Here is a 23,610-nt window from a genome sequence, read left to right on the forward strand (position 1 = left end):
CATGAAACGAAATAGCATCAACTTCATAATAACCATAATTTTAGCCATCATTTTATCACAATTTTTACCTTGGTGGTCTGTAATGCTAGCGAGCTTTATTTCATCTTTAGGAATACCTCTTAAACGTTTTGCTGTGTTTCTTGTACCGTTTTTAGCAATTGCCTTGTTTTGGATTATTTATTCTTGGTCTTTAAGTAGTGCCAACGATTTTATTCTAGCAAAAAAAATAGGCGTATTATTAACGATTGGTGAAAACGCTTATTTACTTATTTTAATTACTGGAATCATTGGTGGTCTTGCATCTGGCGTTTCGGCTTTATTTGGAAAACAATTATCTTTAGTATTGAAATCCAAATAACTTATGCGCTATGATTGCCAAACTCAATCTCGAAAATATTCTTTTTTTAGATATTGAAACCGTTCCAGAAACTGAACATTTTTCGGACTTAGACAAAACCAAACAACAACTTTGGGAAGCAAAATCTAAATACCAGAGACGTGATGAATTTACGGCCGAAGAATTTTACGACCGTGCTGGCATTTGGGCAGAATTTGGAAAAATAATCTGTGTTTCTGTTGGTTATTTTAAAATGGAAGGTGATATCCGCAACTTTAGAGTCACCTCCTTTTATGGCGATGAAGATAAAATTCTAAAAGATTTTAAAAACCTACTGATTTCGCATTTTAGTCAACAAAAACATCTGCTTTGTGCGCATAACGGTAAAGAATTCGACTTTCCGTATATAGCGAGACGAATGATTATTCAAAATATTGAATTGCCTTACAAACTGAATCTGTTCGGAAAAAAACCTTGGGAAGTTCCTCATCTCGATACATTAGACCTATGGAAATTTGGCGATTATAAAACTTATACGTCGCTAAAGTTATTGACCAATGTTTTGGGTATTCCTTCGCCTAAAGATGATATTGATGGTAGTGAAGTTTGCGACGTGTATTACAAAGAAAAAAATATAGACCGCATTATTACCTATTGCGAGAAAGATACTATTGCTGTAGCACAAATATTTTTACGTTTACGTGGTGATGAATTGCTACATGATAACGAGATAAAGCATATTTAAATCTTAGAAATTGTTGATTGATAGAAAGTATTTAGAAACTCTACTACATAAAAACTAATATTAGAAAAAGCCTGCAAAAAAGGATAGAACGGCAAGTATGAAATTCTGCGAAGCAGATTGAATAGGGTCAGCCTATTTTTGGTTTTCTCCAAATATTTACCAAAAAAAAACTCAGACAATTTCTCGTCTGAGCTTTAATTATTTCTAAAGTTTCAAATTACTTTTTGATAAACTTAAGGGTTTCAACATTGTCGTTTACAGTAAACTGAATCATGTATAAACCAGATTTTAAGCTGCTTACGTTTACACCATTTGCAGATGTACCTTTAGCTACTTGCTGACCTAACATATTAAGAACTGTAAATGGTAGGTCTTCGATATTTGATTTTACAAATAAAGTATTACCACTAACTGGGTTTGGATATATAGAAATTTTAGGGTCTAAATAGTCCACAGTACGCAATTCTGATACTCTTGGTGTACCACATGTTCCTAGGTTAATCCAACCTGTTGACGTTCTTTCATACAAGGTGTTCTGATAAACAACTTGGTCACCTGGAGAATACGACTGACCGCTTACATAAGCTGGTACACCAGCACATTTATCTGCTGAACCTTGGCTTAGATTAATCGCATCAATTGCGATATCTGCTTGCCATGTAGAACCTGTTAAACGATTAAACCTTAGTTTAATTTCACCTCCTACATAAGCACTTAAATCTACATTAGCATCTAACCAAGAGTTGCCTTTGTTGCCAGTTTGACTCCAAATTGTCGACCAAGTGCTTCCATTATTTGTGCTTACCTGTAAAGAGATACTTCCCATATCATTTGCGCCATACATATGGTATTTAAAGTTGAAATTAGCTGCACTAACACTGCTTAAATCAAAACATGGCGAATTTAAAATGGCGCGTTTGTTTGGAAATCCTGTTCCATTGCCAGAAGCTTCGACAAAAATGTAATTAGAACCTTGGCTTGCACTTGATGGTCCTGTTCCACTTGAAGGTGTGCCGTTGGCATCTACTGTCCAATTAATATCATCTGTTGTAGATTGTGTCCAAGCACCTAACCCAGACTCAAAGCCTTCGGAATACGGGAAAGACGTTACTGCTCCAGAGCAACCTATTGGCGTACTTCCGGTAGTAATATTTACTGTATAATCTTCAACTTCTCCATAAGGGAATGTCTCACAAGCTGTTGGTGTACCGTTATATTTCATAGATACTCGCAAACGCTTTTCACCATTTGCTGTTCCTGCTGGTACTGTAAAACTTCCGTTTACAGAAGACGCGTTGGTTGCTGCTCTAGAGAAAATTTGTTCTCCAGAATCTGAAAAATCACCATCATCGTTATAATCAATCCAAGCGGCGTAACCTTCGTTATAAACAGTTCCTGTCCACGTTGGTGTAACTGTAATTGTGTAGTTAGAACCCTTATTTAAGTTTGTAGAAATACTTGTAAAATCTGAATATAATTGTGCTCCAGAAGTATTATTTATACTTCCAACTTGAACACGAGAAATATACTCATCATTTACGCTGTTTCCTTGAGATGCGCAGTATTGGTTGCCTGTTTGGCATGGTGTACATGAGCCACCACAATCTACACCAGTTTCATCTCCATTTTGAACGCCATCTGTACATGATGGTTGTGTTGTTCCGCCGCCACATTTATCTGATAAAGCCAAGCTTCTTCTAAAGCCACCAGGTGCTAATTGTGCACGCATTCTAGCTTTTTGTCCATTTGTGAATAAATTCATACAAACATCGTTAGAATAGTCCATATAATTCTGATACATATCTGTAGAGCCACAAGATACGCGACCTGCAGGACAACCTGCATTAGAAGTTTGGTGCGTTGGTGTATCACTTACAAAGTCATTTCCACAATTAGAATCGCCCCAAATGTGACGTAAATTTAAAAAGTGACCAACCTCATGAGTTGTTGTGCGACCGCCATCAAACGGTGCAGAAACTGCTCCAACACGTCCAAAATAATTATAACCCATGACAACACCGTCGGTAGCTGCACTGCCTCCAGGAAATTGAGCATATCCTAAAATTGTTCCTCCTTGAGCGTTTAACATTTGTGGTACAACCCACATGTTTAAATATTCACTTGTATTCCAAGGGTCTATACCTCCGGTAGACGCGCGTTTCATGTCATCACTTGTCCCCCAATTTCTTCGAGTTGTAGATTTACGTGTAATACCTGTTGTTGAATTTCCATTCGGGTCAACAGAAGCCAAACAAAACTGAATTTCTGTATCTGCTGCTTGAGACCAAACATTATCTGCATCTGGGTTTGTACGTCTAAAATCTTCGTTTAGCACATCTAGTTGCGATTCTATTTGTGCCACACTAATATTTTCTGTACTGTTTCTATAAAGGACATGAACAACTACAGGCAGTGTAATGATGTTACCATCAATGCGTTGGTTTTCCATTTCGGCAACCTTATTTTGAGTAAAGGTTTCAATTTGCGCCATGTTTCTGGCTAGATTTGGATTTTTGCTTAAGCGATATTCAAGATTTTCCATTGTAGAACAATTACGCTCTTGAGCAAATAGGCTTCCTACTAAAAGGAAACATAGTAATAGAGTAAATTTGTTTTTCATGTAAAAAAATTAGGAGTTAGTAATTAATTAGTTAATTCGTGTTTGAAACTATTAAAAAACTGTTAAAATAAATAACATTTATCGCTGTTTTCGACCAAAAACATCAATTAAAATTTCATTACGGTTTTACCGTAACAGTATTGAGGAATTATCTTACAAGAAGAATAGTTTTCATAAAAAAAACTCAGACCATTACTAGTCTGAGCTTTTCTTTTTAATTACATTTTTAATTACTTCTTCATTAATTTTTGTGTTTTTCTGAAGCCATTAGAACCTTCGATACTCAACATATAAATACCACTATTTAAGTTTGAAATATTTATTTGCTTTTCTGAAGTTGTATCACTTACTGACCATTGCACTCGATTTACCATTTTACCTGTTAAATCAAAAATTTGTAAAGTCATATCTACTGGTCCGTTTTGCATATCTAAACCTAAGCCAACATTTACAGTTGATGATGCTGGATTCGGATAGAAACGAACAGAGTTTTCAATAGTTTGAATATCATCATTAAGGTCAACCAAAACTTCTTCAGCTTTTGTTGTTGGTCCAGCCGATAAATTAATATTATCTAACGCAATATCTGCTTGCCAAGTACTACCTGTAACTCTGTTGAATCTTAATTGTACACTATTACCAGTATATGCGGATAAATCTACACTTTGAGAAAGCCAAGCATTGGCTTTATCGCCAGTTTCACTCCATAAAGTCGTCCAGCTTGCACCATTATCATTACTAGCTTCTAAGGCAATACTTCCCATATCTGCTGCACCATTCATATGGTAATTAAATGTGAATGTTGCTCCAGACTGAGCCGATAAATCGTAACATGGCGAAGTTATAATTGCACGCTTATTTGGATAACCTGTGCCATTTCCTGAAGCTTCTACAAAAATGTAGCTATTGCCCTGAATAGCACTTGATGGTCCTGTACCATTTGATGGTGTTCCGTTGGCATCAACCGTCCAGTTTAAATCATCTGTACTGCTTTGCGACCAATCACCGATTGAACCTTCAAAACCTTGTGTGTATGGGAAAGAACTTACGCCACCAGAACAAGATGGTGTTGTTGGTACACCTTCAGTTAGGCTAATATCATCAATGGCTACGTCAGACTGCCATGTACCACCAGTGATTCTGTTGAAACGTAACTGAATTCCACTTCCTAAGTAAGAAGCTAAATCAATGTTTACTGCTAACCATTGGTTGCCTTGGTTTCCTGTTTGATTCCATAAGCTCCTCCAAGTTGTACCTTCATCATTAGTGACTTCTAAATCTACTGAACCTCCATCTGTTGAACCAAACATGTGATATTTGAAGCTGAAATTTGCTTCTGTTACACTTGATAAATCAAAACATGGTGAAGTGATAATCGCACGTTTGTTAGGGAAACCTGTTCCGTTTCCTGAGGCTTCAACATAAATATAATTACTGCCTTGAACTGCACTCGATGGACCAGTATTATTACTTGGTGTTCCGTTAGCGTCAACTGTCCAATTTATATCATCTGCATTAGACTGTGTCCAAGCGCCGATTCCACCTTCGAAACCTTCAGCATATGGGAATGTTGAAATTCCGCCAGAACAACCATTCGCTGCTTCATTTACATTAACAGTTCTGCTTACTGGAGTTGCTGCATTTCCTGCCGCATCACTTACATTATACGTTAATGTGTATGTACCAGCTACATTTGTGTTTACTGAACCTGAAACAACAATACTCGCCGTTAAGTTACCATCAATATTATCTGACGCTGTTGCGCCTGCATCTGAATACGCATCTCCAACTGTAAGGTTTACTGTCGCTGAACCATTAAGCGTAATTATTGGCGCAATTGTATCTGCACTCACCACAACACTTCTTGAAATACTTGCTGAATTTCCAGCAGCATCACTAACACTATATGTTACAGTGTATGTTCCTGCAGTATTTGTATTTACTGTACCTGAAGTTACAATACTCGAAGTTAAATTTCCATCGATATTATCTGTTGCTGTTGCGCCTAACTCATTATAAGTATCGCCAACATTTAAGTTAATTGTCGCTGCGCCGTTTAATGAAATTACTGGTGCCGTTGTATCTGGATTTACAGTAACCGTACGCGAAGTACTTGCTGAATTTCCAGCTGCATCACTTACAGAATATGTTACTGTATATGTTCCTGCAACGTTTGTGTTTACAGTCCCTGATATTACGATACTAGAAGTAAGGTTTCCATCTACATTATCAGTTGCCGTTGCACCTTGCTCGTTATAGGTTTGTTGCAACTCTAAAGTAATATTTGCTGAACCATTTAAAGTAATCACTGGAGCAGTTGTATCTGCAATAACGTTTACTGTACGTGTTGCAGAACCAGAGTTTCCAGCAGCATCCGTTGCTGTGTAAGTTACGGTGTAAGTTCCTGCAACATTTGTATTTACTGTACCAGATGTTACGATGCTTGATGTTAAGTTTCCATCAACATTATCTGTTGCTGTAGCACCTAATTCGTTATAAGCTTCTCCGACATTTAAATCGATTGTTGAAGCGCCGTTTAAAGTCACAACTGGTGCTTCTGTATCTGGACCTTGACCTTCAATTACAATCGTATAATCTTCAACTTCACCATAAGTGAATGAAGCACACGAATCTACATTTGCATTATAACTCATAGTTACACGCATACGTGTTGAAACTTCACTTGCAGAAGCTGGTACTGTAAAATTACCTGTGACTGGAGTTGTCTGAGAAGGTGCTGCTGTAAATACTTGCTCACCTGCATCTGTAAAATCGCCATCACGGTTATAATCTATCCAAACGGAATAGCCTTCGTTATATAAAGTGCCTGTCCAAGTTGGAGTAATTGTTACCGTGTATTGACTTCCTTTTGTTAATGTTGTAGAAATCGATGTAAAATCTGAATAAAATTGAGCGCCAGATGTATTGTTAATGGTATTTAACTGAACTCTAGAAATGTATTCGTCATTTACATTAGAACTTTGAGATGCACAATACGTAATTGGCACTGCATCTGTTGTGATAGTAACCACATTACTAGCTCCAGATGTATTTCCTGCGGCATCTTTAGCCACGACTGAAAAACTGTATTGTGTTTCAGCCGTTAAACCTGTTGCTACAAAAGTTGTAGATGTTGAGTTTCCGACTACGACACCATCTCTTAAAACATCATAAGACGCAACACCAACATTATCTGTTGAAGCTGTCCAAGATAAATTAGCTGAAGTAGCTGTAACACCTGAAGCTGATAAACTTGTTGGAACAGATGGTGCCGTTGTGTCTGGTGCATCAGTAGTCACGTTTACTACGTTACTCAATCCAGATTGATTCCCAGCTGCATCGTTTGCTCTCACAGTAAATGCATATGAGGTGTTTGGCGACAAACTTATAGCTTGGTAATTAGTTGTATTCCCAGAAACTGAAGCAATAACTGCACCGTCTCTTAAAACATCATAACCTGAAACACCTACATTATCTGTAGAAGCTGCCCAACTTAAATCAGTTGTGCTTTGCGTTGTGTTTGATGCTGTTAAGCTAGTTGGTGCTGAAGGTGCTTCTGTATCGGCAACAGTTGTTGATGTAAATTTACCCGTAAACACTCCTCGACCATAAGTTGACGCTATAATTTGATTGTTATTATCATCGCCATTGACTGCCCAATAATCGAGAGATGTAACACTTACATCACTCATACCATTATAAGCTTGAGACCATGATGGATTTGCATCATTAAAATTACTTGTTGACCAAATACCCAATTGTGTTGCTAAAATAGCTTCATTTCTGTTTAAAGGATTTTGAAGCATATCTCTAACAGGAATATTTGGTAAATCACCTTCTTTATTTTGCCATGACGAGCCACCATTAGAAGTTGCCCAAACACTTGTTACACCATAATTATGAATAGTAACAAAAATGTCATTGGCTGTTTCTCCATATCTTACAGAAGATACTGCACCAACAAATGGTGTGCTAATTGTGGTAAATGTTGCGCTTGAATTTGTAACATTTGTTAATCTTAAAAGTCCACCGTTAGCTAAACCTACATGCCATGTGTTATTTGCAAAAGGAGAAACACCAAATGCAGTTGGTTTACTATTTAGAGCTGAGTTAGATAAAAATCCACTAGAATTTGAAGCAACGTTTATACTCTTTATTCTAAAAGTAGAACCTGAAGATGCGTTAGTCAATAAACGATTTGCATCACTATCGTAACCCATTTGGTTAACAAAATCTCCAGAAGATTGATCGCTAGAAAGTGTTGTTGCTCCACCTTGGCGTCTTCCTAGTCCATTCCAAGGTAAATTAAATCTATAGATTTGATTAAATACATAAGTGGCAATTAAATACTGACCGTCTTTATCTACAAAAGTGTAAAAACCATCACCATCACTTAGTTCTTCAGAACCATTTATACCTGGTGATGTATTACTTCCTCTAAAACCTTGTGAACCATTATCTTGAGCTCCTGCTGTAAATATGACATTAGAACTTCCTTGGCCGTCAGGACCAATTCCAGCTTTTACATATTGTGTTACGTTGTATCCATTGACGCGTTTAGTAATTGTAGACCCAGCATTACCTGAGTAATACACACCACCATCATTACCAAATAACATACGAGACGAAGAATTGTTACCAAAAGCTATTGAATGTTGATCGGCATGTACATTATTAGGTTGACCAAATCCGCCGTACCAATGTGACAATTGTGACCAAGAGGAACCACTATTAGTACTTTTAAACAAATCAATACCACCTACGTAAACAATGTTATCATTGTTTGGATCAGCCTCTATAACCAAGTCATAAAAAGCTTGACCTCTACAAAAATCATTAGCAGGAATACCTGTGTCTGCATCATTAGGTAGGCTTGTAGAAGAAATGCTTCCAAAACCGTTAGTTGTACTGTAAATATGAACTGGTGCGGCGCCAGCGCCTTGCGTTAAAGCATATAACTTGTTTGGGTTAGATGCTGATGGTTCTAGCTCAACACGATTAGAATCTGCTAATGGCGAAGCTCCTGCCTCTGTCCAAGTTGTTCCGTTTGAAGAACTATATACTCTTCCGCCTCCACTTCCAAAAGCATTAGAGATTGATCCCATCCAAAGCTTATTGTCAGCACCAACTTCTAAATCATTTGGTATTACATAATATGTATTAGCACCTGATGTATTTGCTTCCATGTTTGCAGACTCTATCCTATTCCAAGTTGCGCCGGCATCTGTTGAATGATATAATCCTGCCGTTTGTAATCCTAAATAGTTATTTGGACTTGATGCGTCTCCATAAATTTGAGCACCAACACCAACAAATAATTCTGTGTTGCCATTATTATTCCAAGCCAAAACATCGTTTACATAGAAAAATCCTGATAGAAATAAATTAGTAGCACTAAAATCGAAAGTTGCAGAACCTGCAGCAGGAATATTTAAAGCGTTCCAAGAATTTCCACCATCAGTGGTTACATAAACACCATTTCCTACAACATCTCCAGCTGTATATTGTTCTCCTGTTCCAACAAACCAACGGTTAGAATTATTTGGGTCAACAGTAATTGATGTTACCGCTAAATTCCCAGGAACATTTTGCACACGTGTCCATAAAGAATTTGTGTTTGTAATATTAGTGTTTTTCCAAAGTCCACCACTAACTCCACCCGCATATACTGTGTTGTTGCTTGAGTCGTTTGGATCAAACATAATAACACGTGTACGACCACCAATGTCATTTGGACCTCTTTCTTCCCAAGCGTTACCCACTTCACCAGGATTTCGTTGAGCTTGTCTTTCTGCTCTAAGACTTTCTCTAATTACATTAAGTTCATCGTTGTCTAATTTTCCTGTAGCTGGATTAATAGATAACTCCCACATTTGCTCAAAATAGCGATTAGGAGGTAAACCCGCCTGTTTACGTTTCTTTTTATCCCAAGTTAGAGTTTCTTTAAAAGGTGAATTTGCTACAATTTTAGCATGTGCAGCACGTTGTTCTTCTAAAGTTAAATTAATTTCTTGAGTTTTAGATACGTAAGTAAATGTACCTATGGCCAACAACATTACTGTTATTCCACCAATAAGGAAGCGTAAATTTTTAGTCATCTGTATAAAAAAGATTTTGAGTTCTATGTCTTATAAATTTACAAGACGCGTGAAAATATTAAAATTATGTTAACACACAATAATATTATCAGTGTTTTCGACAAAACGCTGTCAAATTAATAAATAAAATGTCAAATTATTAAACATTAAATATTTTAATGATTTATACTTTGTTTATTATCAGTCGTTTATCAGATTAATCCAACTTTTAAAAGTTTGGGTATATTTTAAAGAAGATTACCTAAATTTACGTATGTCAAATTCCAAACTTCTTAATGTAAAAAATCTCAGCATCAGTTTTATTTCTGGCAAGAAGAAGACAGAAGTTATACATGGTATTTCATTTGATATTTCTAAAAATGAAATTCTAGGGATAGTGGGTGAATCTGGCTCAGGTAAATCTGTTTCCTCATTAGCTATAATGGGATTATTGCCTAAGAAGAAATCAGAAATTTCTTATGGTTCAATTGAATTTGAAGGAAAAGATTTGTCCTCAATTTCAGAAAAAGAATTTCAAAATTTAAGAGGAAACGAAATAGCAATGATTTTTCAAGAGCCGATGAGTTCTTTAAATCCGTCTATGAAATGTGGTAGGCAAGTCGCAGAATTATTAAAGCGACATACCAATCTCAGTAAATCTGAAATAAAAGCTGAAGTACTTTCACTATTTGAACGTGTAAAATTGCCCGACCCAAAACGTGCATTTAACGCGTATCCGCATGAGATTTCTGGCGGACAAAAGCAGCGTGTTATGATTGCTATGGCTATTTCGTGTAAACCAAAATTATTAATCGCCGACGAGCCAACAACAGCATTAGACGTCACGGTACAAAAGGAGATTTTGGAGTTATTAAAAACGTTGCAACAAGAAACCAAAATGAGCATTCTTTTTATATCTCACGATTTGGCTTTAGTATCTGAACTAGTAGATAAAGTTGCGGTAATGTATAAAGGAGAAATTGTTGAACAAGCGAATGTCGAGGGTCTTTTTAATTCTCCACAACATCAATACACAAAGGCATTATTAAATTCTCGTCCATCGTTAGACACGCGTTTAAAAAAATTACCAACAGTCTCTGATTTTATAAATGAAACGATTAATACTAGTGTAATTTCAAAAGAAGAACGTAAAAGGCATCACAATAAATTATACGCACAAGCGCCTCTTTTGGAAATCATAGATTTAGAAAAAACATACCTCTCTTATCAAGGATTATTTCAACCAAAAACAGAATTTAAAGCTGTAAACCAAGTCAGTTTTAAAGTTTATGAAGGTGAAACTCTTGGATTGGTAGGAGAATCTGGTTGCGGAAAATCAACTTTAGGAAATGCCATTTTACAATTAGATAAAGCTACAGATGGAATCATTAAATATAAAGGTGAAGATATTTCGAATTTAAAGTCTCAGCCCTTACGTAGTTTACGAAAAGATATTCAAATTATTTTTCAAGATCCTTTTGCATCTTTAAATCCAAGATTAACCGTTGGAAAAGCCATAACCGAACCAATGGAGGTTCATGGAATTTGTAATACATCCAAAGAGCGAAATGAAAAAGCTATTGAGATTTTGAAACATGTTGGCTTATCTGAAACTGATTTTTACAAATACCCTCATGAATTTTCTGGTGGACAACGTCAACGTATTGGAATTGCAAGAACAATTGCTTTAGAACCAAAATTGATTATCTGTGACGAATCGGTTTCGGCGTTGGACATTTCCGTGCAAGCACAAGTTTTAAACCTATTAAATAGTCTGAAAGAAAATTTTGGATTTACTTACATCTTTATTTCGCACGACTTGGCCGTTGTAAAATATATGGCAGACCAATTGTTGGTGATGAATAAAGGTGAGATTGAAGAATTAGGCGAAGCAGACCAAGTGTATAGTCATCCAAAAAAAGAATATACTAAAAAACTTATTGACGCTATACCAAAAGGTTTATAGAAAAAAAACTTTTTTAGTTAAATAAAATACGCCCGAAATCAATCGGAGCGTATTTTTTAGTTTAGAAGGTTTTTCTTCAAAAGTAGGTTCTGGTAGATTTGGTTTTGTATTCATAAGTTAAGTTTATGATAGATTTGGGGACAAATCATAAATTAAGTTTATGGTAAATTTGGTAACATAGATTTGGGACTGCTAATATGAAACAAAATTTCAATAATAACGATTAAATACATTATTAATCGTTGAAATACATTAAATTTTAACATTTCACAATGTTTATATACAAAAAAGCCACTCTCAAGTGGCTTAAAATTTAATCAGTAATAAAATTATATATTCATTTCAGGCACATCACCATCAACAATCAAATGACCTTCTGTTGCATTTTTAATTTCTTCCACAGAAACACCTGGCGCTCGTTCTAAAAGTTTAAAACCTTTTTTAGTTACTTCAATAACTGCAAGATTAGTCACAATTTTTTTTACACAACCAACACCAGTTAATGGTAACGAACATTGCTTTAATAATTTTGATGCGCCTGCTCTATTTGTATGCATCATGGCAACGATAATATTTTCGGCACTTGCCACTAAATCCATAGCGCCGCCCATTCCTTTTACCATTTTTCCAGGAATTTTCCAATTGGCAATATCACCGTTTTGTGCAACTTCCATTGCACCAAGAATGGTTAAATCGACATGTTTTCCTCTAATCATAGAAAAACTCATTGCCGAATCGAAAAAACTTGCACCTGGCAGCGTAGTAATGGTTTGCTTACCCGCATTTATAATATCTGCATCTTCTTCGCCATCAAAAGGAAATGGTCCCATTCCGAGAACACCGTTTTCACTTTGAAACTCTACCTCTATATCTTCTCTTACAAAATTGGCAACCAAAGTTGGTATACCTATTCCTAAGTTAACATAGTAACCGTCTTTTACTTCTTTTGCAATACGTTTTGCGATTCCGTTTTTATCTAAAGCCATAATTAATTTCTTTGTCTTACGGTTCTTTGTTCAATTCGTTTTTCATAAGTTTCCCCTTGAAAAATGCGTTGTACAAAAATTCCTGGGATATGAATTTGGTTTGGATCTAGCTCGCCAACAGGTACTAATTCTTCGACCTCAGCGACAGTAATTTTTGCTGCACCGCACATATTTGGATTAAAATTTCTAGCTGTACCTTTAAAAATAAGATTTCCAGCCGCATCACCTTTCCATGCTTTTACAAAAGAAAAATCGGCTTTAAAAGCATGTTCTAAAACATACATTTTACCATCAAACTCTCGTGTTTCTTTTCCTTCGGCAACTTCGGTTCCATAACCTGCTGGTGTGTAAACTGCAGGAAAACCTGCTTGTGCAGCTCTGCAGCGTTCAGCTAAAGTACCTTGCGGAATTAATTCTACATCGAGCTCGCCGCTTAGCATTTGACGTTCAAATTCGTCATTCTCACCAACGTAAGAAGACACCATTTTTTTAATTTGTTTGCCTTGAAGTAATAATCCGAGACCAAAATCGTCGACACCTGCATTGTTAGAAATACAAGTGAGCCCTTTTACATTTCTTTTTACAAGTTCGTCTATAGAATTTTCAGGAATACCGCTTAGCCCAAAACCACCAAGCATTAAAGTCATATTATCTGCCACACCATCAAGTGCAACATGGACATTTGCCACTTCTTTGTTAATCATATTTTGTTGATTATTTGTCTTCGTAAATTACAAAAGATATCTAAAATCAACTACCAAAAAAATGCTAAAACCTAATAAGGATTAAAAATCGATATCAATATCATCATCAGAATTATCGTCAATCGTGTCATTATCTGCAGTTGCTTTTGAGCAATCTACGTTAATAGATAAATTTGCAGGACGTTCAAACTCAGATTTTGAAACATTTAGCGATTCGTCTTCATAACATGCTTTCATGTACAATGCCCAAATTGGTAACGCTGTTGATGCACCTTGACCGTATTTTGTTTTATTAAAATGGGCTGCTCTATCTTCGCAACCGACCCAAACACCAGTCACAAGATTTGGTACCATACCCATAAACCAGCCATCACTATTATTTTGGGTAGTTCCTGTCTTTCCTGCTATAGGATTTGTAAGTTCCCAAGGATAACCCGTAAGCATTTCTTTGGTGAATTGTTGGTTTTTTCGCCAATTATCTCTCAAGCGTGCGCCAGAACCAGATTGTACAACACCTTCCATTAAATTAATTGTTGTGTAAGCAACTTCAGCACTTAACACATCACGGCTTTCTGGTTGAAATTGATATAAAACAGTACCGTTTTTATCTTCAATACGTGTAACTAAAACAGGTTTGTTATAAACGCCTTTATTAGCAAAAGTTGAATATGCAGCAACCATCTCGTAAACGCTAATATCTGGTGTACCTAATGCAATTGCTGGAACAGGTAAAATCTCCTGTTCTACACCTAATTTTTTAGCCATTTCTACCACAGGTTGAGGACCAATTTCATTCATTAAACGTGCTGTAATGGTGTTTGTAGAACTTGCTAAAGCTTCTTTTAGGGTTTGATAGCCTTCGTAATTTCCTCCTGTATTTCTTGTCGTCCACGCTTGTGGATTATTAAATTTATTTGCCTCTATGGTAATTGGTGTTCTTGGAAGAGAGTCACAAGGAGATAATTGCAACTGATCAATAGCTGTAGCATAAACAAAAGGTTTAAAAGTAGAACCTACTTGTCGTTTACCTTGTTTTACCATATCGTATTTAAAATGTTTGTAGTTCATACCGCCAACCCAAGCTTTTACATGGCCTGTTTGTGGATCCATGGACATCATAGCAGGACGTAAAAACGACTTGTAATATCGCATAGAGTCCATTGGTTTCATTATAGTATCTATCTCTGTGTACTTGCCATTTTTCCATGCAAATATTTCCATTTGTGTTGGCTTATTAAAGGACGCAATAATTTCTTTATCATCTTTACCTAAGTCGTATTTCATATGTCGCCAACGCTCGCTTCGTCGCATGCCAACTTCCATTATGCTTTTAATTTCTTTTTCATCTAACTCAAGAAAGGGAGCCGTAGGATTTCTATCTGGCGTGTTTTGATTATCAAATTCGGCTTGAAGTTTTGGCATATGCTGTGCAATAGCGTCTTCAGCATACTTCTGCATACGATAATCTATTGTGGTATAAATTTTAAGACCATCATTGTACAGGTTATATTTTTCGCCATCTGGTTTTGGATTTTTTTTAATCCAATCTTTCATAAAATCAGCTAAATTAGCCCTAAAATATGTTGCTAAACCTTCACGATGAGATTCTGGTGAATAATCTAAATCTAATTCTGTTTTTTGAAGTGAGTCTCTAACCCTTTCAGTAATATATCCGTATTTAGCCATTTGCGCTAAAACCACGTTACGTCTATTTTTTGTCCCAATAGGATTTTTATGTTCGCGAGGGTTGTATAAAGATGAATTTTTAAACATACCAACTAACATTGCAGACTCTTTAAGTTCTAAATCTTTGGGTTCTTTACCAAAATAAATCCGTGATGCAGAACGGATACCATCAGCATTGTTATTAAAATCATAGATGTTAAAATACATAGCTATAATTTCTTCTTTAGTGTATTGGCGCTCTAAACGTGTAGCAATAACCCATTCTTTTACTTTTTGAAAAGCGCGACCAAGCTTATTTGAAGATACTTGTTTTGTAAACAATTGTTTTGCTAATTGCTGAGAAATAGTACTTGCTCCACCACCTTTTCCCATTTTAAAAATGGCGCGCAATGTGCCTCTAGCGTCAATACCTGAATGTTCATAAAATCGAATATCTTCGGTAGCCACCAAAGCATCTACCAAATCCTTTGGTAAATCGTCATAACTTACTGGTGTTCTATTATCTTCAAAATAAAATTTTGAGAGGGTTTTTCCGTCAGAAGATATTACTTCAGAAGCTAAATTTGTTCTAGGATTTTCTAAAACGGTATGATCTGGCATTTCTCCTAATAAACCCCAAGAAGCAGACAAAAACAAGAGGATAAATGCAAAAATACCTAGTGCAAATAATTTCCAAAACCAACTTATGTATTTTGAAAAATCCTGAGTTTTTTCAGTCTTTTTCACAGCTTTCTTTTGAGCCATAATTAATTATTTTCTACTCTAAAACCAACTTCAGTAACACCTTCTAAATTATCTAAGCCATCAACTTCTCCAAACTTACGCATAGCATGTTGAACTTTGAAAGTATATGTACCTATTTCGGTGAATTTAAAAGGTGTTTTGTGTCCTTTGTACCAGAGCTTATTTTCCTTTAAATCTGTAAAACCCCTGCCAAGAAGTTCTCCGTTTGGTGCAGCCATTTTGTATTCTAGTGTGTCTATAAATGTCTTTCCGTTTGGATACTCTAAACCTGTAATGAGGTATAAATTACTATACTTAAAGTCGTTGTTGTTACGAAGGTTAATAAACAAATTGTAATTATTCAACGTATCTGGCGCTTCAACTTTAAATGAAACAACGCTATCCTTATTCCATTGATTTGGAAGACTTCGATACTCATCAAAAACCGACTTTGAATCACAAGCTAAAAACATCGAAAAAAACAGCATTGCCGTTAAATATATCTTAGTCTTTTTTGGCATTATTTTTCGGGTTTCTATTACGGCGTTTGTTGTTATTACTTCGTCTCTTATTATTTTTACGTTTGTTATTGCGTTTTGGACTATCAAAACGTGTTAAACTATCTTGACCAACAACGTTTTCGAACTCTGTTTTAGTATCTATAGCGTGTTCAGCAGCATATTCTTCGAGACTAGCAACTTTTTTTCCTTGCTTATTTAGTTCTATAATTTCATTGGCTTGGTCTGTAGAAAGCACATGCCAATTCATCCACTCGCCTTCATAGGCAAACCACATTAAACCTTTAAAAATATCTGTTTTTTGGCAAACGGCATTTCCTTTTTCAGTTTGTAATTTTTTATCTTTTTTTGGAAATGCTTTTAAAGCATCTAAGTAAGAATCTAGTTCATAATTAAGGCAGCATTTTAATTTACCGCATTGTCCTGCTAATTTTAACGGGTTCAGTGACAATTGCTGATAACGTGCTGCAGAGGTACTTACTGATCTAAAATCTGTAAGCCAGGTAGAACAGCATAACTCGCGACCACAAGAGCCAATACCACCTAGTCTTGCGGCTTCTTGTCTAAAGCCAACTTGTTTCATTTCTATACGCGTTCTAAACTCGCGCGCAAAAACTTTAATAAGCTCTCTAAAATCTACACGTTCTTCGGCTGTATAATAGAAAGTTGCCTTACTTGCATCGCCTTGAAACTCGATATCAGAAATTTTCATTTTTAGGTTAAGGTCAATAGCAAATTGCCTTGCCTTTACCTTCATTGGTTCTTCTTTATCTCTGGCAGCAGACCAAATATCTATATCTTTTTGAGATGCTTTACGGTAAATTTTTAAAACGTTTTCTTTATCGTCTATATCTACTTTTTTGCGCTTCATCTGCACGCGCACCAACTCGCCCGTTAGCGTTACCATTCCAATGTCGTGGCCGGATTTTGCTTGGGTCGCTACGATATCGCCAATACTAAGTGTTAAGTTTTCTGTGTTTTTATAGTAGTGTTTTCTTCCGTTTTTAAAACGTACCTCGACACCCAAAAAAGGGTCTTGTCCGTTAGGAAGCGACATGTTAGCCAGCCAGTCAAAAACAGTGAGTTTATTGCAGCTATCTGTGCCGCAAGTACCGTTGTTTTTGCATCCTTTTGGTTGGCCGTCTTTGCCAGTTGAACAACTGTTGCAAGCCATAATATAGGTTATATTGTCTTCGGAAGACTAAAGTTTTCCGAAAGAAGGATTCATAAATCTTTGAAAAGTAAAGATAAAATTATTTATGGACTATAGAACTATTAAACAATGTATGTTGATTTGAAGCTAAAATCTCTTTGTAAATAAACCTTGATACATGAAGTTGTTTTAATAATTGTTGGCATAATTATGAGTTGGTATTGGCTTCGATTTGTTTTTTGTGTCAATGGAAAATTTATAGTTGAATATGATTTCTCCTGTATCTGGTTTAAAATCATGAATACCGTCTAAACTAACACCTTTATCCTTATCTAAATTAAAATACCACCTTCTTGTAGGATATTTTAAATCTATGACATCTACTTTTCCTAATCGTCTTATTGAAAAACCAATAGACACTCCTTTCTGTTCTTTAGGATAATATGACACAAATAAATATCTTTTTTTGAGTATTGAGAAAAAAGTTATGTCTTCAGTTTTGATATTAAGTATTGTGTCATTTTCTCTTATTAAAATTTTGTTATATACAATAGAATCTTTGCCTTTTGAGATTTTATTATAGTGCAAAAAGTATTTTTTACGTTGTAATCTATATTCGGCGAAACCGTTATAATCATCAATATCTACAATATCATATTTATATAAAGGCTTTATTTGTGCTATAACTATTGTTGTAAAGAACAAAGTTGTAGCAAAAGCTATAAAATATTTAATGTTACTCATTAATTATCATTTTAGGTGATTACACTAAGGTAGTTAAAAAAGCCAATATTCAAGTTCGAGCGAGAGTCGAGAACTCTTGGAACATTCGGTGTTCAATTATATCTCTCCCGAAGCGTCGGGATGTCGCTCGATATTGAAAAACAGAAAATTCTTAAGCTTAAAATCCTATTTCTTCAACGTCTCAAAAATATTTCGCAAGTCCTTTTTGTAAGGTAAATGATCTGCACGCCCTTTTTTAAAGATGTCGTTGCTATTGCCTTGACCTTTTCGTAATTCTTTTTGTTCTTTGTAAGGTAATTTTATAATTTCTTGGCAGTTTGTGGAGCAGCAATTGTCCATTTTACTTTTACAGCTATCGCATTGAATAAAGAGCAAGTGACATGCTTCATTTGCGCAATTGGTATGCAAATCTGCTGGCTCGCCACATTGATGGCAATTGGCAATAACATCATCTGAGATTCTCTCCGAACGACGCTCATCAAACACAAAATTCTTACCAATGAATTTATTTTCTAAACCTTCGGCTTCAATTTGGCGAACGTAGTTGATGATTCCGCCTTCGAGCTGAAAGACATTTTTAAAACCTTTGTGCTTGTAGTATGCGCTGGCTTTTTCGCAACGGATTCCGCCTGTGCAATACATCACTAATTTTTTGTCTTCTTTGTGCTCACGTAAATCTTCTTCAATTAAATCTAGAGATTCTCTAAACGTGTCAACATCTGGTGTAATGGCATTTTTAAAATGACCTATTTCACTTTCGTAATGGTTACGCATATCTACCAAAACGGTGTTTGGGTCTTCAATGAGCTCATTAAATTTTTTGGCATTAACGTGAACACCTTTGTTTGTCACGTCAAACGTATCGTCGTTTAAACCATCGGCCACAATTTTGTTTCGGACTTTAATTTTCAGCTTTAAAAAGGAAAAATTATCGTGCTCAATGGCGATATTCAATCTTACATTTTCTAAAAACGAAATAGAATCAAGGTGTTTTTTAAACGCTTTAAAATGGTCTGCTGGCACAGACAGTTGTGCGTTTATTCCTTCGGTTGCAACGTAAATTCGACCTAAAACATCGAGCGCATTCCATTTGATAAAAAGGTTGTTTCTAAAAAGTTCTGGGTTACCGATTTTGGCGTATTTGTAGAAAGAGATGGTAAGGCGTTCTTTACCAGCTTCTGCTATAAGTGCAGCTCTTTCTTCATTACTTAAGTTATTGTACAGTTGCATGCTATACTAATTTTAAGGTTAAAGAATTTATTTTCAGCTGCAAAGGTAATTTTTTAAATGAAAAAAGCACCTTGGTTTTTACCAAAGTGCTTTTTTAGAGGACTAACTCGTTGTTAATATTAATTTTTTAAATTAAATCATATTAAAACGAGCTAACCACCATCGGCTTTACAACAGCAGAATAAGAAGACGACTGTTGTCTTACCTAAAGTTTTACTTAGAATAATTTTTCCTAAAAATTTCATTTTACCTAAAACCTTAAGCTAATTCATAGCAATTTTTTCCTTTTTCAATAGGTAGATGCAAAAAGTATAAAATGGTTGCGTCGTAAATTGTAATCTCCTAAAAGAAATGTTATTTTTACCTTCACGATTAATAGAGAAAAAAACAAAAAATGAGTAGCGAAAAAGATGCAAAATTAAAAGCGTTAAAGCTAACTTTAGACAAGTTAGACAAGGCTTACGGAAAAGGAACTGTAATGAAAATGAGCGACCAAGCAATTGAAGATGTAGATGCTATCTCATCTGGTTCTCTTGGTTTAGATATTGCCTTGGGTGTTGGCGGTTATCCACGAGGAAGAGTTATAGAAATTTATGGACCGGAATCATCTGGTAAAACCACTTTAACTTTACATGCTATTGCTGAGGCTCAAAAAGCGGGTGGCATAGCAGCATTTATTGATGCTGAGCATGCTTTTGATCGTTTTTATGCTGAAAAATTAGGCGTAGACTTAGAAAACCTTATTATATCTCAACCAGATAATGGTGAACAAGCATTAGAGATTGCTGATAATTTAGTGCGCTCAGGAGCTATTGATATTATCGTCATAGATTCTGTTGCAGCATTAACACCTAAAAGTGAGATTGAAGGCGAAATGGGAGATTCTAAAATGGGACTTCACGCCCGTTTGATGTCTCAAGCTTTAAGAAAATTAACAGGTTCTATAAGTAAAACCAACTGCACCATGATTTTCATCAACCAATTGCGTGAAAAAATTGGTGTAATGTTCGGTAATCCTGAAACTACAACTGGTGGTAATGCTTTAAAATTTTATGCGTCTGTACGTTTAGACATCAGACGTTCTACGCAAATTAAAGATAGTAATAGCGCCGTGATGGGTAACAAAACGCGTGTAAAGGTTGTAAAAAACAAAGTAGCACCGCCATTTAAAATGGCAGAGTTTGATATTATGTATGGCGAAGGAATTTCTAAAGTTGGTGAAATCTTAGATATTGCAGTAGAGCATGACATCATAAAAAAAGCTGGTTCATGGTTTAGTTACGAAGACACAAAGCTTGGTCAAGGCCGAGACGCCGTAAAAGCGTTGATTAAAGATAATCCAGAATTAATGGATGAGCTTGAAGAAAAAGTTAGAGCTAAAGTAAACGAAACAGAAGCCTAAAAAAGTGCTTAAATTATAAAATCCTGAAATTTTCAGGATTTTTTTTGTTTTAGACGCAACCTTTTGAAACCTTTTGCATCTTGCAAATAGCAAGTTATAATTTATAAATAAACCCAAATGAAAAAATTTCTTTTATTATTTGTAACCTTAGCATTTTTATCATGCGATTTAGAAGGAAACAATCCTCCAAATTTTCAAAGCGAATTAATGTTTATAACAGGTGTTAATATTCCTGATGAATTTACATTTGGAGAAACATATGAAATTACTGTTAATTACACGAGACCAAACGATTGTTATGAGTTTAATAACTTCATTTTTCAGTCAAACGGAAATACCAGAACAGTTGCTGTAGTCGATAATGTATATAACGAACCAGACTGCTCAGTTGCAAGTGTACAAGCCGAGGTTAGTTTTGATTTTAGAGTCATAAGTAACGATACATATATTTTTCAGTTTTTTCAAGGAACAACTCAAAATGGAGAAGATGATTATCTCATTATTGAAGTACCTGTAACGCAATAGAAATTATTCCTTAACTAAAACAAAGCTTAATGTGAGTTTAGAAAAACTCATAAAACATTGTAAAAAAAAGGATGCTAACGCTCAGAGTCAACTATACAAGCAATATGCAAGTAAACTGTTTTCACTTTGTCTTAAGTATTCTAAAAACTACGCAGAAGCAGAAGATAATCTGCAAGATGCGTTTGTGACTATATTTAACAAAATTGAGCAGTATAATAATCAAGGATCGTTTGAAGGTTGGATAAAAAGAATAACCATTAATACAGCTTTACAACGTTACCGACAAGCAAGTGTTTATAGTTTAAATGATGCAGATGCAATTGAAGACGTTACTTTAGAAATTGAAAATGAAGATATTGACTTAGATTTTTTACTGAGTATTATACAAGAGTTGCCTGATAGATATAGATTGGTTTTTAACCTTTACGTTTTAGACGGTTATTCGCATAACGAAATAGCCGAACTTTTAAAAATATCTAACGGCACATCAAAATCTAATTTGGCTAGAGCCAGAATGATTTTAAAACAAAAAATTGAAGATTATAAAGCGAGTTTAAACTCGCAATCCTTATAAAAATGAGCGATAAAAAACATATCGACCGCCTGTTTCAGGAGAAGTTTAAAGACTTTGACGTGGCACCAAATGACAATGTTTGGGAAAACATTGAAGCTAGACTCCAAGAAAAGAAGAAGAAACGCCGCATTATTCCTATTTGGTGGCAACTTGGTGGTGTTGCCGCCGCATTAGTTTTACTTTTTGCTGTTGGAAATTTTGTGTTCGACACAAATGATCATGACCCAATTATTGTCGAAACGAATAAAATCGATTCGACTAAAGTTGAAAAAGACAATTCTACCATTACACCTAAATCAAATGACGACTCTGCGGTAGTTTCGAATACTGCGGAAGATGAGTCTGGTACTGTTGAACATAATTCTAACTTTGAGAGTACATCCAATCTTGAGCAAAACAAAAATTTAAATCAGAAGGCAAACACTCCAAACACATCAAAAAACAAATCACTTATTTCAGACAAATCAAATCGTGAAGCTTTAACTCAAAATTCGAAACAAATTAATCAAGACGCTTCAAAATCAAATTCTAATATTAAGTATTTAAATTATGAAAAAAATGCGGTTGCTTCAACCGATAACATAAACAATAATAAATCAGATTCAAATTCAAATGAATTAAGGTCTAAAAACGAAATAAAAGAGATTTTAAAATCTGGCACAAAAAATTCGACTAATGCTGTTGCAAAATCAGACGATTCGACTTTAAAAAATTCAGAAATTAATGCTACTGAAAAATCTTTGGAAGATAATTCTAAAATCTTCGAAATAATAAAAGAAGAAAAAGGTCAAGACATAGAAGAGGCAATTGCCGACGCTAATACAATAAATGAAAAAGAAGAAGAAAGTAAAATTCTCCGGTGGAGCATTGCGCCTAATGTTGCGCCGGTTTATTTTAATTCTTTAGGAAATGGTTCATCTATTGACGCGCAATTTGCTAATAATAATACTACGAGCGACATTAACATGAGTTATGGAGTTAAGGGTAGTTATGCTGTAAATAGCAGGTTAAAAATTACGGCTGGTGTTAACCGCGTAAACTTTAGCAACACAACTAATGATGTTATTGCAATGAATGACAATAGTTTTTCTTCTGTGGCTTCAGCAGCTGGACGTTTGCAAAATATAGATTTAAAAGATGGATTAAATAATCAGTCGCTTATGTTATTAAGCAGACCAAATATTGATGCTAATTCTGTTCCAGAGGCTATTCGTACCATTGAAACTGGAGATTTAGAACAACGTTTTGGTTTTATTGAGATTCCATTAGAAGTTGAGTACCGATTAGTAGATAAAAAACTTGGCTTAAATGTAAGTAGTGGTTTTAGTACGTTATTACTAAACGACAACGAGATTTTTGCTGATATTAATGGCGAAAACACATTGTTGGGCGAAGCCAATAATATAAACCAAACCAGCTTTAGTGCTAATTTTGGTATTGGTGTAGATTATAGCATTACAGAAAAATTAAATATAAATCTTGAACCAAAGTTCAAGTATCAAATCAACACATTTAATAACACATCTGGTGACTTTAGACCATTTTTTATTGGTGTTTATACAGGCTTAAGTTTTAAGTTTTAGGTTTTTTTAGTTAGACCGTAGTTATTGTAACTCAAGT

General features: G+C 35.2%; 16 protein-coding genes. 7 read left to right on the plus strand and 9 right to left on the minus strand.

The window, feature by feature from the left end; genetic code table 11:
• The first annotated feature begins 1 nt into the window (after position 1).
• Both ACFQ1Q_RS04510 and ACFQ1Q_RS04515 read left to right on the plus strand, forming a co-directional pair.
• Positions 2-358 carry a hypothetical protein gene (locus ACFQ1Q_RS04510; protein WP_386128417.1) on the plus strand — a complete coding sequence of 119 codons (357 nt, stop codon included), beginning with the start codon at positions 2-4 and terminating at the stop codon, positions 356-358.
• A 10-nt stretch (positions 359-368) separates the two neighbouring features.
• Complete coding sequence (locus ACFQ1Q_RS04515) at positions 369-1,082, plus strand: 3'-5' exonuclease (RefSeq protein ID WP_386128419.1); 714 nt, start codon at positions 369-371, stop codon at positions 1,080-1,082.
• Between the two features lie 217 nt (positions 1,083-1,299).
• Here the strand turns inward: ACFQ1Q_RS04515 and ACFQ1Q_RS04520 are convergent, their stop codons facing one another.
• On the minus strand, positions 1,300-3,702 hold the full coding sequence (locus ACFQ1Q_RS04520) for a GEVED domain-containing protein (RefSeq protein ID WP_386128421.1): 2,403 nt from the start codon (positions 3,700-3,702) through the stop codon (positions 1,300-1,302).
• A gap of 230 nt (positions 3,703-3,932) precedes the next feature.
• The gene (locus ACFQ1Q_RS04525) at positions 3,933-9,800 is read right to left on the minus strand and encodes an immunoglobulin-like domain-containing protein (protein WP_386128423.1); all 5,868 of its coding nucleotides are present in this window, start codon (positions 9,798-9,800) and stop codon (positions 3,933-3,935) included.
• Between the two features lie 253 nt (positions 9,801-10,053).
• Between ACFQ1Q_RS04525 and ACFQ1Q_RS04530 the strand changes: the two genes are divergently transcribed.
• Positions 10,054-11,745, plus strand: a complete 1,692-nt coding sequence (locus tag ACFQ1Q_RS04530) for an ABC transporter ATP-binding protein (RefSeq protein WP_386128425.1) — start codon at positions 10,054-10,056, stop codon at positions 11,743-11,745.
• Positions 11,746-12,074: 329 nt separating this feature from the next.
• Here the strand turns inward: ACFQ1Q_RS04530 and ACFQ1Q_RS04535 are convergent, their stop codons facing one another.
• From ACFQ1Q_RS04535 to trhO, 7 genes are all read right to left on the minus strand, one after another.
• A complete protein-coding gene (locus tag ACFQ1Q_RS04535; RefSeq protein WP_386128427.1) occupies positions 12,075-12,731 on the minus strand; it encodes a CoA transferase subunit B in 657 nt (218 codons plus the stop codon).
• 2 nt (positions 12,732-12,733) lie between these two features.
• Complete coding sequence (locus tag ACFQ1Q_RS04540; RefSeq protein ID WP_386128429.1) at positions 12,734-13,435, minus strand: CoA transferase subunit A; 702 nt, start codon at positions 13,433-13,435, stop codon at positions 12,734-12,736.
• A gap of 81 nt (positions 13,436-13,516) precedes the next feature.
• Complete coding sequence (locus tag ACFQ1Q_RS04545) at positions 13,517-15,865, minus strand: penicillin-binding protein 1A (protein WP_386128431.1); 2,349 nt, start codon at positions 15,863-15,865, stop codon at positions 13,517-13,519.
• A gap of 2 nt (positions 15,866-15,867) precedes the next feature.
• Entirely contained in the window at positions 15,868-16,365 is a 498-nt protein-coding gene (locus tag ACFQ1Q_RS04550; RefSeq protein WP_386128433.1) for a gliding motility lipoprotein GldH, read from the minus strand.
• The gene (locus ACFQ1Q_RS04555; RefSeq protein WP_386128435.1) at positions 16,349-17,536 is read right to left on the minus strand and encodes a PSP1 domain-containing protein; all 1,188 of its coding nucleotides are present in this window, start codon (positions 17,534-17,536) and stop codon (positions 16,349-16,351) included. The genes ACFQ1Q_RS04550 and ACFQ1Q_RS04555 overlap by 17 nt, the downstream gene beginning before the upstream one ends.
• A gap of 168 nt (positions 17,537-17,704) precedes the next feature.
• Positions 17,705-18,259, minus strand: a complete 555-nt coding sequence (locus tag ACFQ1Q_RS04560; RefSeq protein WP_386128437.1) for a hypothetical protein — start codon at positions 18,257-18,259, stop codon at positions 17,705-17,707.
• A 165-nt stretch (positions 18,260-18,424) separates the two neighbouring features.
• The gene (gene trhO, locus ACFQ1Q_RS04565) at positions 18,425-19,489 is read right to left on the minus strand and encodes an oxygen-dependent tRNA uridine(34) hydroxylase TrhO (RefSeq protein WP_386128439.1); all 1,065 of its coding nucleotides are present in this window, start codon (positions 19,487-19,489) and stop codon (positions 18,425-18,427) included.
• A gap of 394 nt (positions 19,490-19,883) precedes the next feature.
• On the opposite strand from trhO, the gene recA reads away from it, so the two are divergent.
• The 4 genes from recA to ACFQ1Q_RS04585 all read left to right on the plus strand — a co-directional run bounded on the left by recA (position 19,884) and on the right by ACFQ1Q_RS04585 (position 23,573).
• Positions 19,884-20,891 (plus strand): recombinase RecA, encoded by a 1,008-nt coding sequence (gene recA / locus ACFQ1Q_RS04570; protein ID WP_386128441.1) that lies wholly within the window; start codon positions 19,884-19,886, stop codon positions 20,889-20,891.
• A 117-nt stretch (positions 20,892-21,008) separates the two neighbouring features.
• Positions 21,009-21,416, plus strand: coding sequence for a hypothetical protein (locus ACFQ1Q_RS04575; RefSeq protein WP_386128443.1), 408 nt, complete (start codon positions 21,009-21,011; stop codon positions 21,414-21,416).
• A gap of 31 nt (positions 21,417-21,447) precedes the next feature.
• Positions 21,448-21,990, plus strand: a complete 543-nt coding sequence (locus tag ACFQ1Q_RS04580) for an RNA polymerase sigma factor (RefSeq protein WP_386128445.1) — start codon at positions 21,448-21,450, stop codon at positions 21,988-21,990.
• A gap of 2 nt (positions 21,991-21,992) precedes the next feature.
• Positions 21,993-23,573: a hypothetical protein gene (locus tag ACFQ1Q_RS04585; RefSeq protein WP_386128447.1), complete on the plus strand. Its 1,581-nt coding sequence runs from the start codon at positions 21,993-21,995 to the stop codon at positions 23,571-23,573.
• Positions 23,574-23,610 lie beyond the last annotated feature (37 nt).

The sequence above is a fragment of the Winogradskyella litorisediminis genome (assembly GCF_042675765.1).
Taxonomy (GTDB): Bacteria; Bacteroidota; Bacteroidia; order Flavobacteriales; family Flavobacteriaceae; genus Winogradskyella; species Winogradskyella litorisediminis.

What these genes read in the sequence shown, in the direction of transcription:
- ACFQ1Q_RS04585 (WP_386128447.1), top strand. Translation starts at nt 21,993, where the DNA reads ATGAGCGATAAAAAACATATCGACCGCCTGTTTCAGGAGAAGTTTAAA.
- ACFQ1Q_RS04560 (WP_386128437.1), bottom strand. Translation starts at nt 18,259, where the DNA reads ATGAGTAACATTAAATATTTTATAGCTTTTGCTACAACTTTGTTCTTT.
- trhO (WP_386128439.1), bottom strand. Translation starts at nt 19,489, where the DNA reads ATGCAACTGTACAATAACTTAAGTAATGAAGAAAGAGCTGCACTTATA.
- ACFQ1Q_RS04555 (WP_386128435.1), bottom strand. Translation starts at nt 17,536, where the DNA reads ATGGCTTGCAACAGTTGTTCAACTGGCAAAGACGGCCAACCAAAAGGA.
- ACFQ1Q_RS04530 (WP_386128425.1), top strand. Translation starts at nt 10,054, where the DNA reads ATGTCAAATTCCAAACTTCTTAATGTAAAAAATCTCAGCATCAGTTTT.
- ACFQ1Q_RS04520 (WP_386128421.1), bottom strand. Translation starts at nt 3,702, where the DNA reads ATGAAAAACAAATTTACTCTATTACTATGTTTCCTTTTAGTAGGAAGC.
- recA (WP_386128441.1), top strand. Translation starts at nt 19,884, where the DNA reads ATGAGTAGCGAAAAAGATGCAAAATTAAAAGCGTTAAAGCTAACTTTA.
- ACFQ1Q_RS04535 (WP_386128427.1), bottom strand. Translation starts at nt 12,731, where the DNA reads ATGGCTTTAGATAAAAACGGAATCGCAAAACGTATTGCAAAAGAAGTA.
- ACFQ1Q_RS04575 (WP_386128443.1), top strand. Translation starts at nt 21,009, where the DNA reads ATGAAAAAATTTCTTTTATTATTTGTAACCTTAGCATTTTTATCATGC.
- ACFQ1Q_RS04510 (WP_386128417.1), top strand. Translation starts at nt 2, where the DNA reads ATGAAACGAAATAGCATCAACTTCATAATAACCATAATTTTAGCCATC.
- ACFQ1Q_RS04515 (WP_386128419.1), top strand. Translation starts at nt 369, where the DNA reads ATGATTGCCAAACTCAATCTCGAAAATATTCTTTTTTTAGATATTGAA.
- ACFQ1Q_RS04545 (WP_386128431.1), bottom strand. Translation starts at nt 15,865, where the DNA reads ATGGCTCAAAAGAAAGCTGTGAAAAAGACTGAAAAAACTCAGGATTTT.
- ACFQ1Q_RS04540 (WP_386128429.1), bottom strand. Translation starts at nt 13,435, where the DNA reads ATGATTAACAAAGAAGTGGCAAATGTCCATGTTGCACTTGATGGTGTG.
- ACFQ1Q_RS04525 (WP_386128423.1), bottom strand. Translation starts at nt 9,800, where the DNA reads ATGACTAAAAATTTACGCTTCCTTATTGGTGGAATAACAGTAATGTTG.
- ACFQ1Q_RS04550 (WP_386128433.1), bottom strand. Translation starts at nt 16,365, where the DNA reads ATGCCAAAAAAGACTAAGATATATTTAACGGCAATGCTGTTTTTTTCG.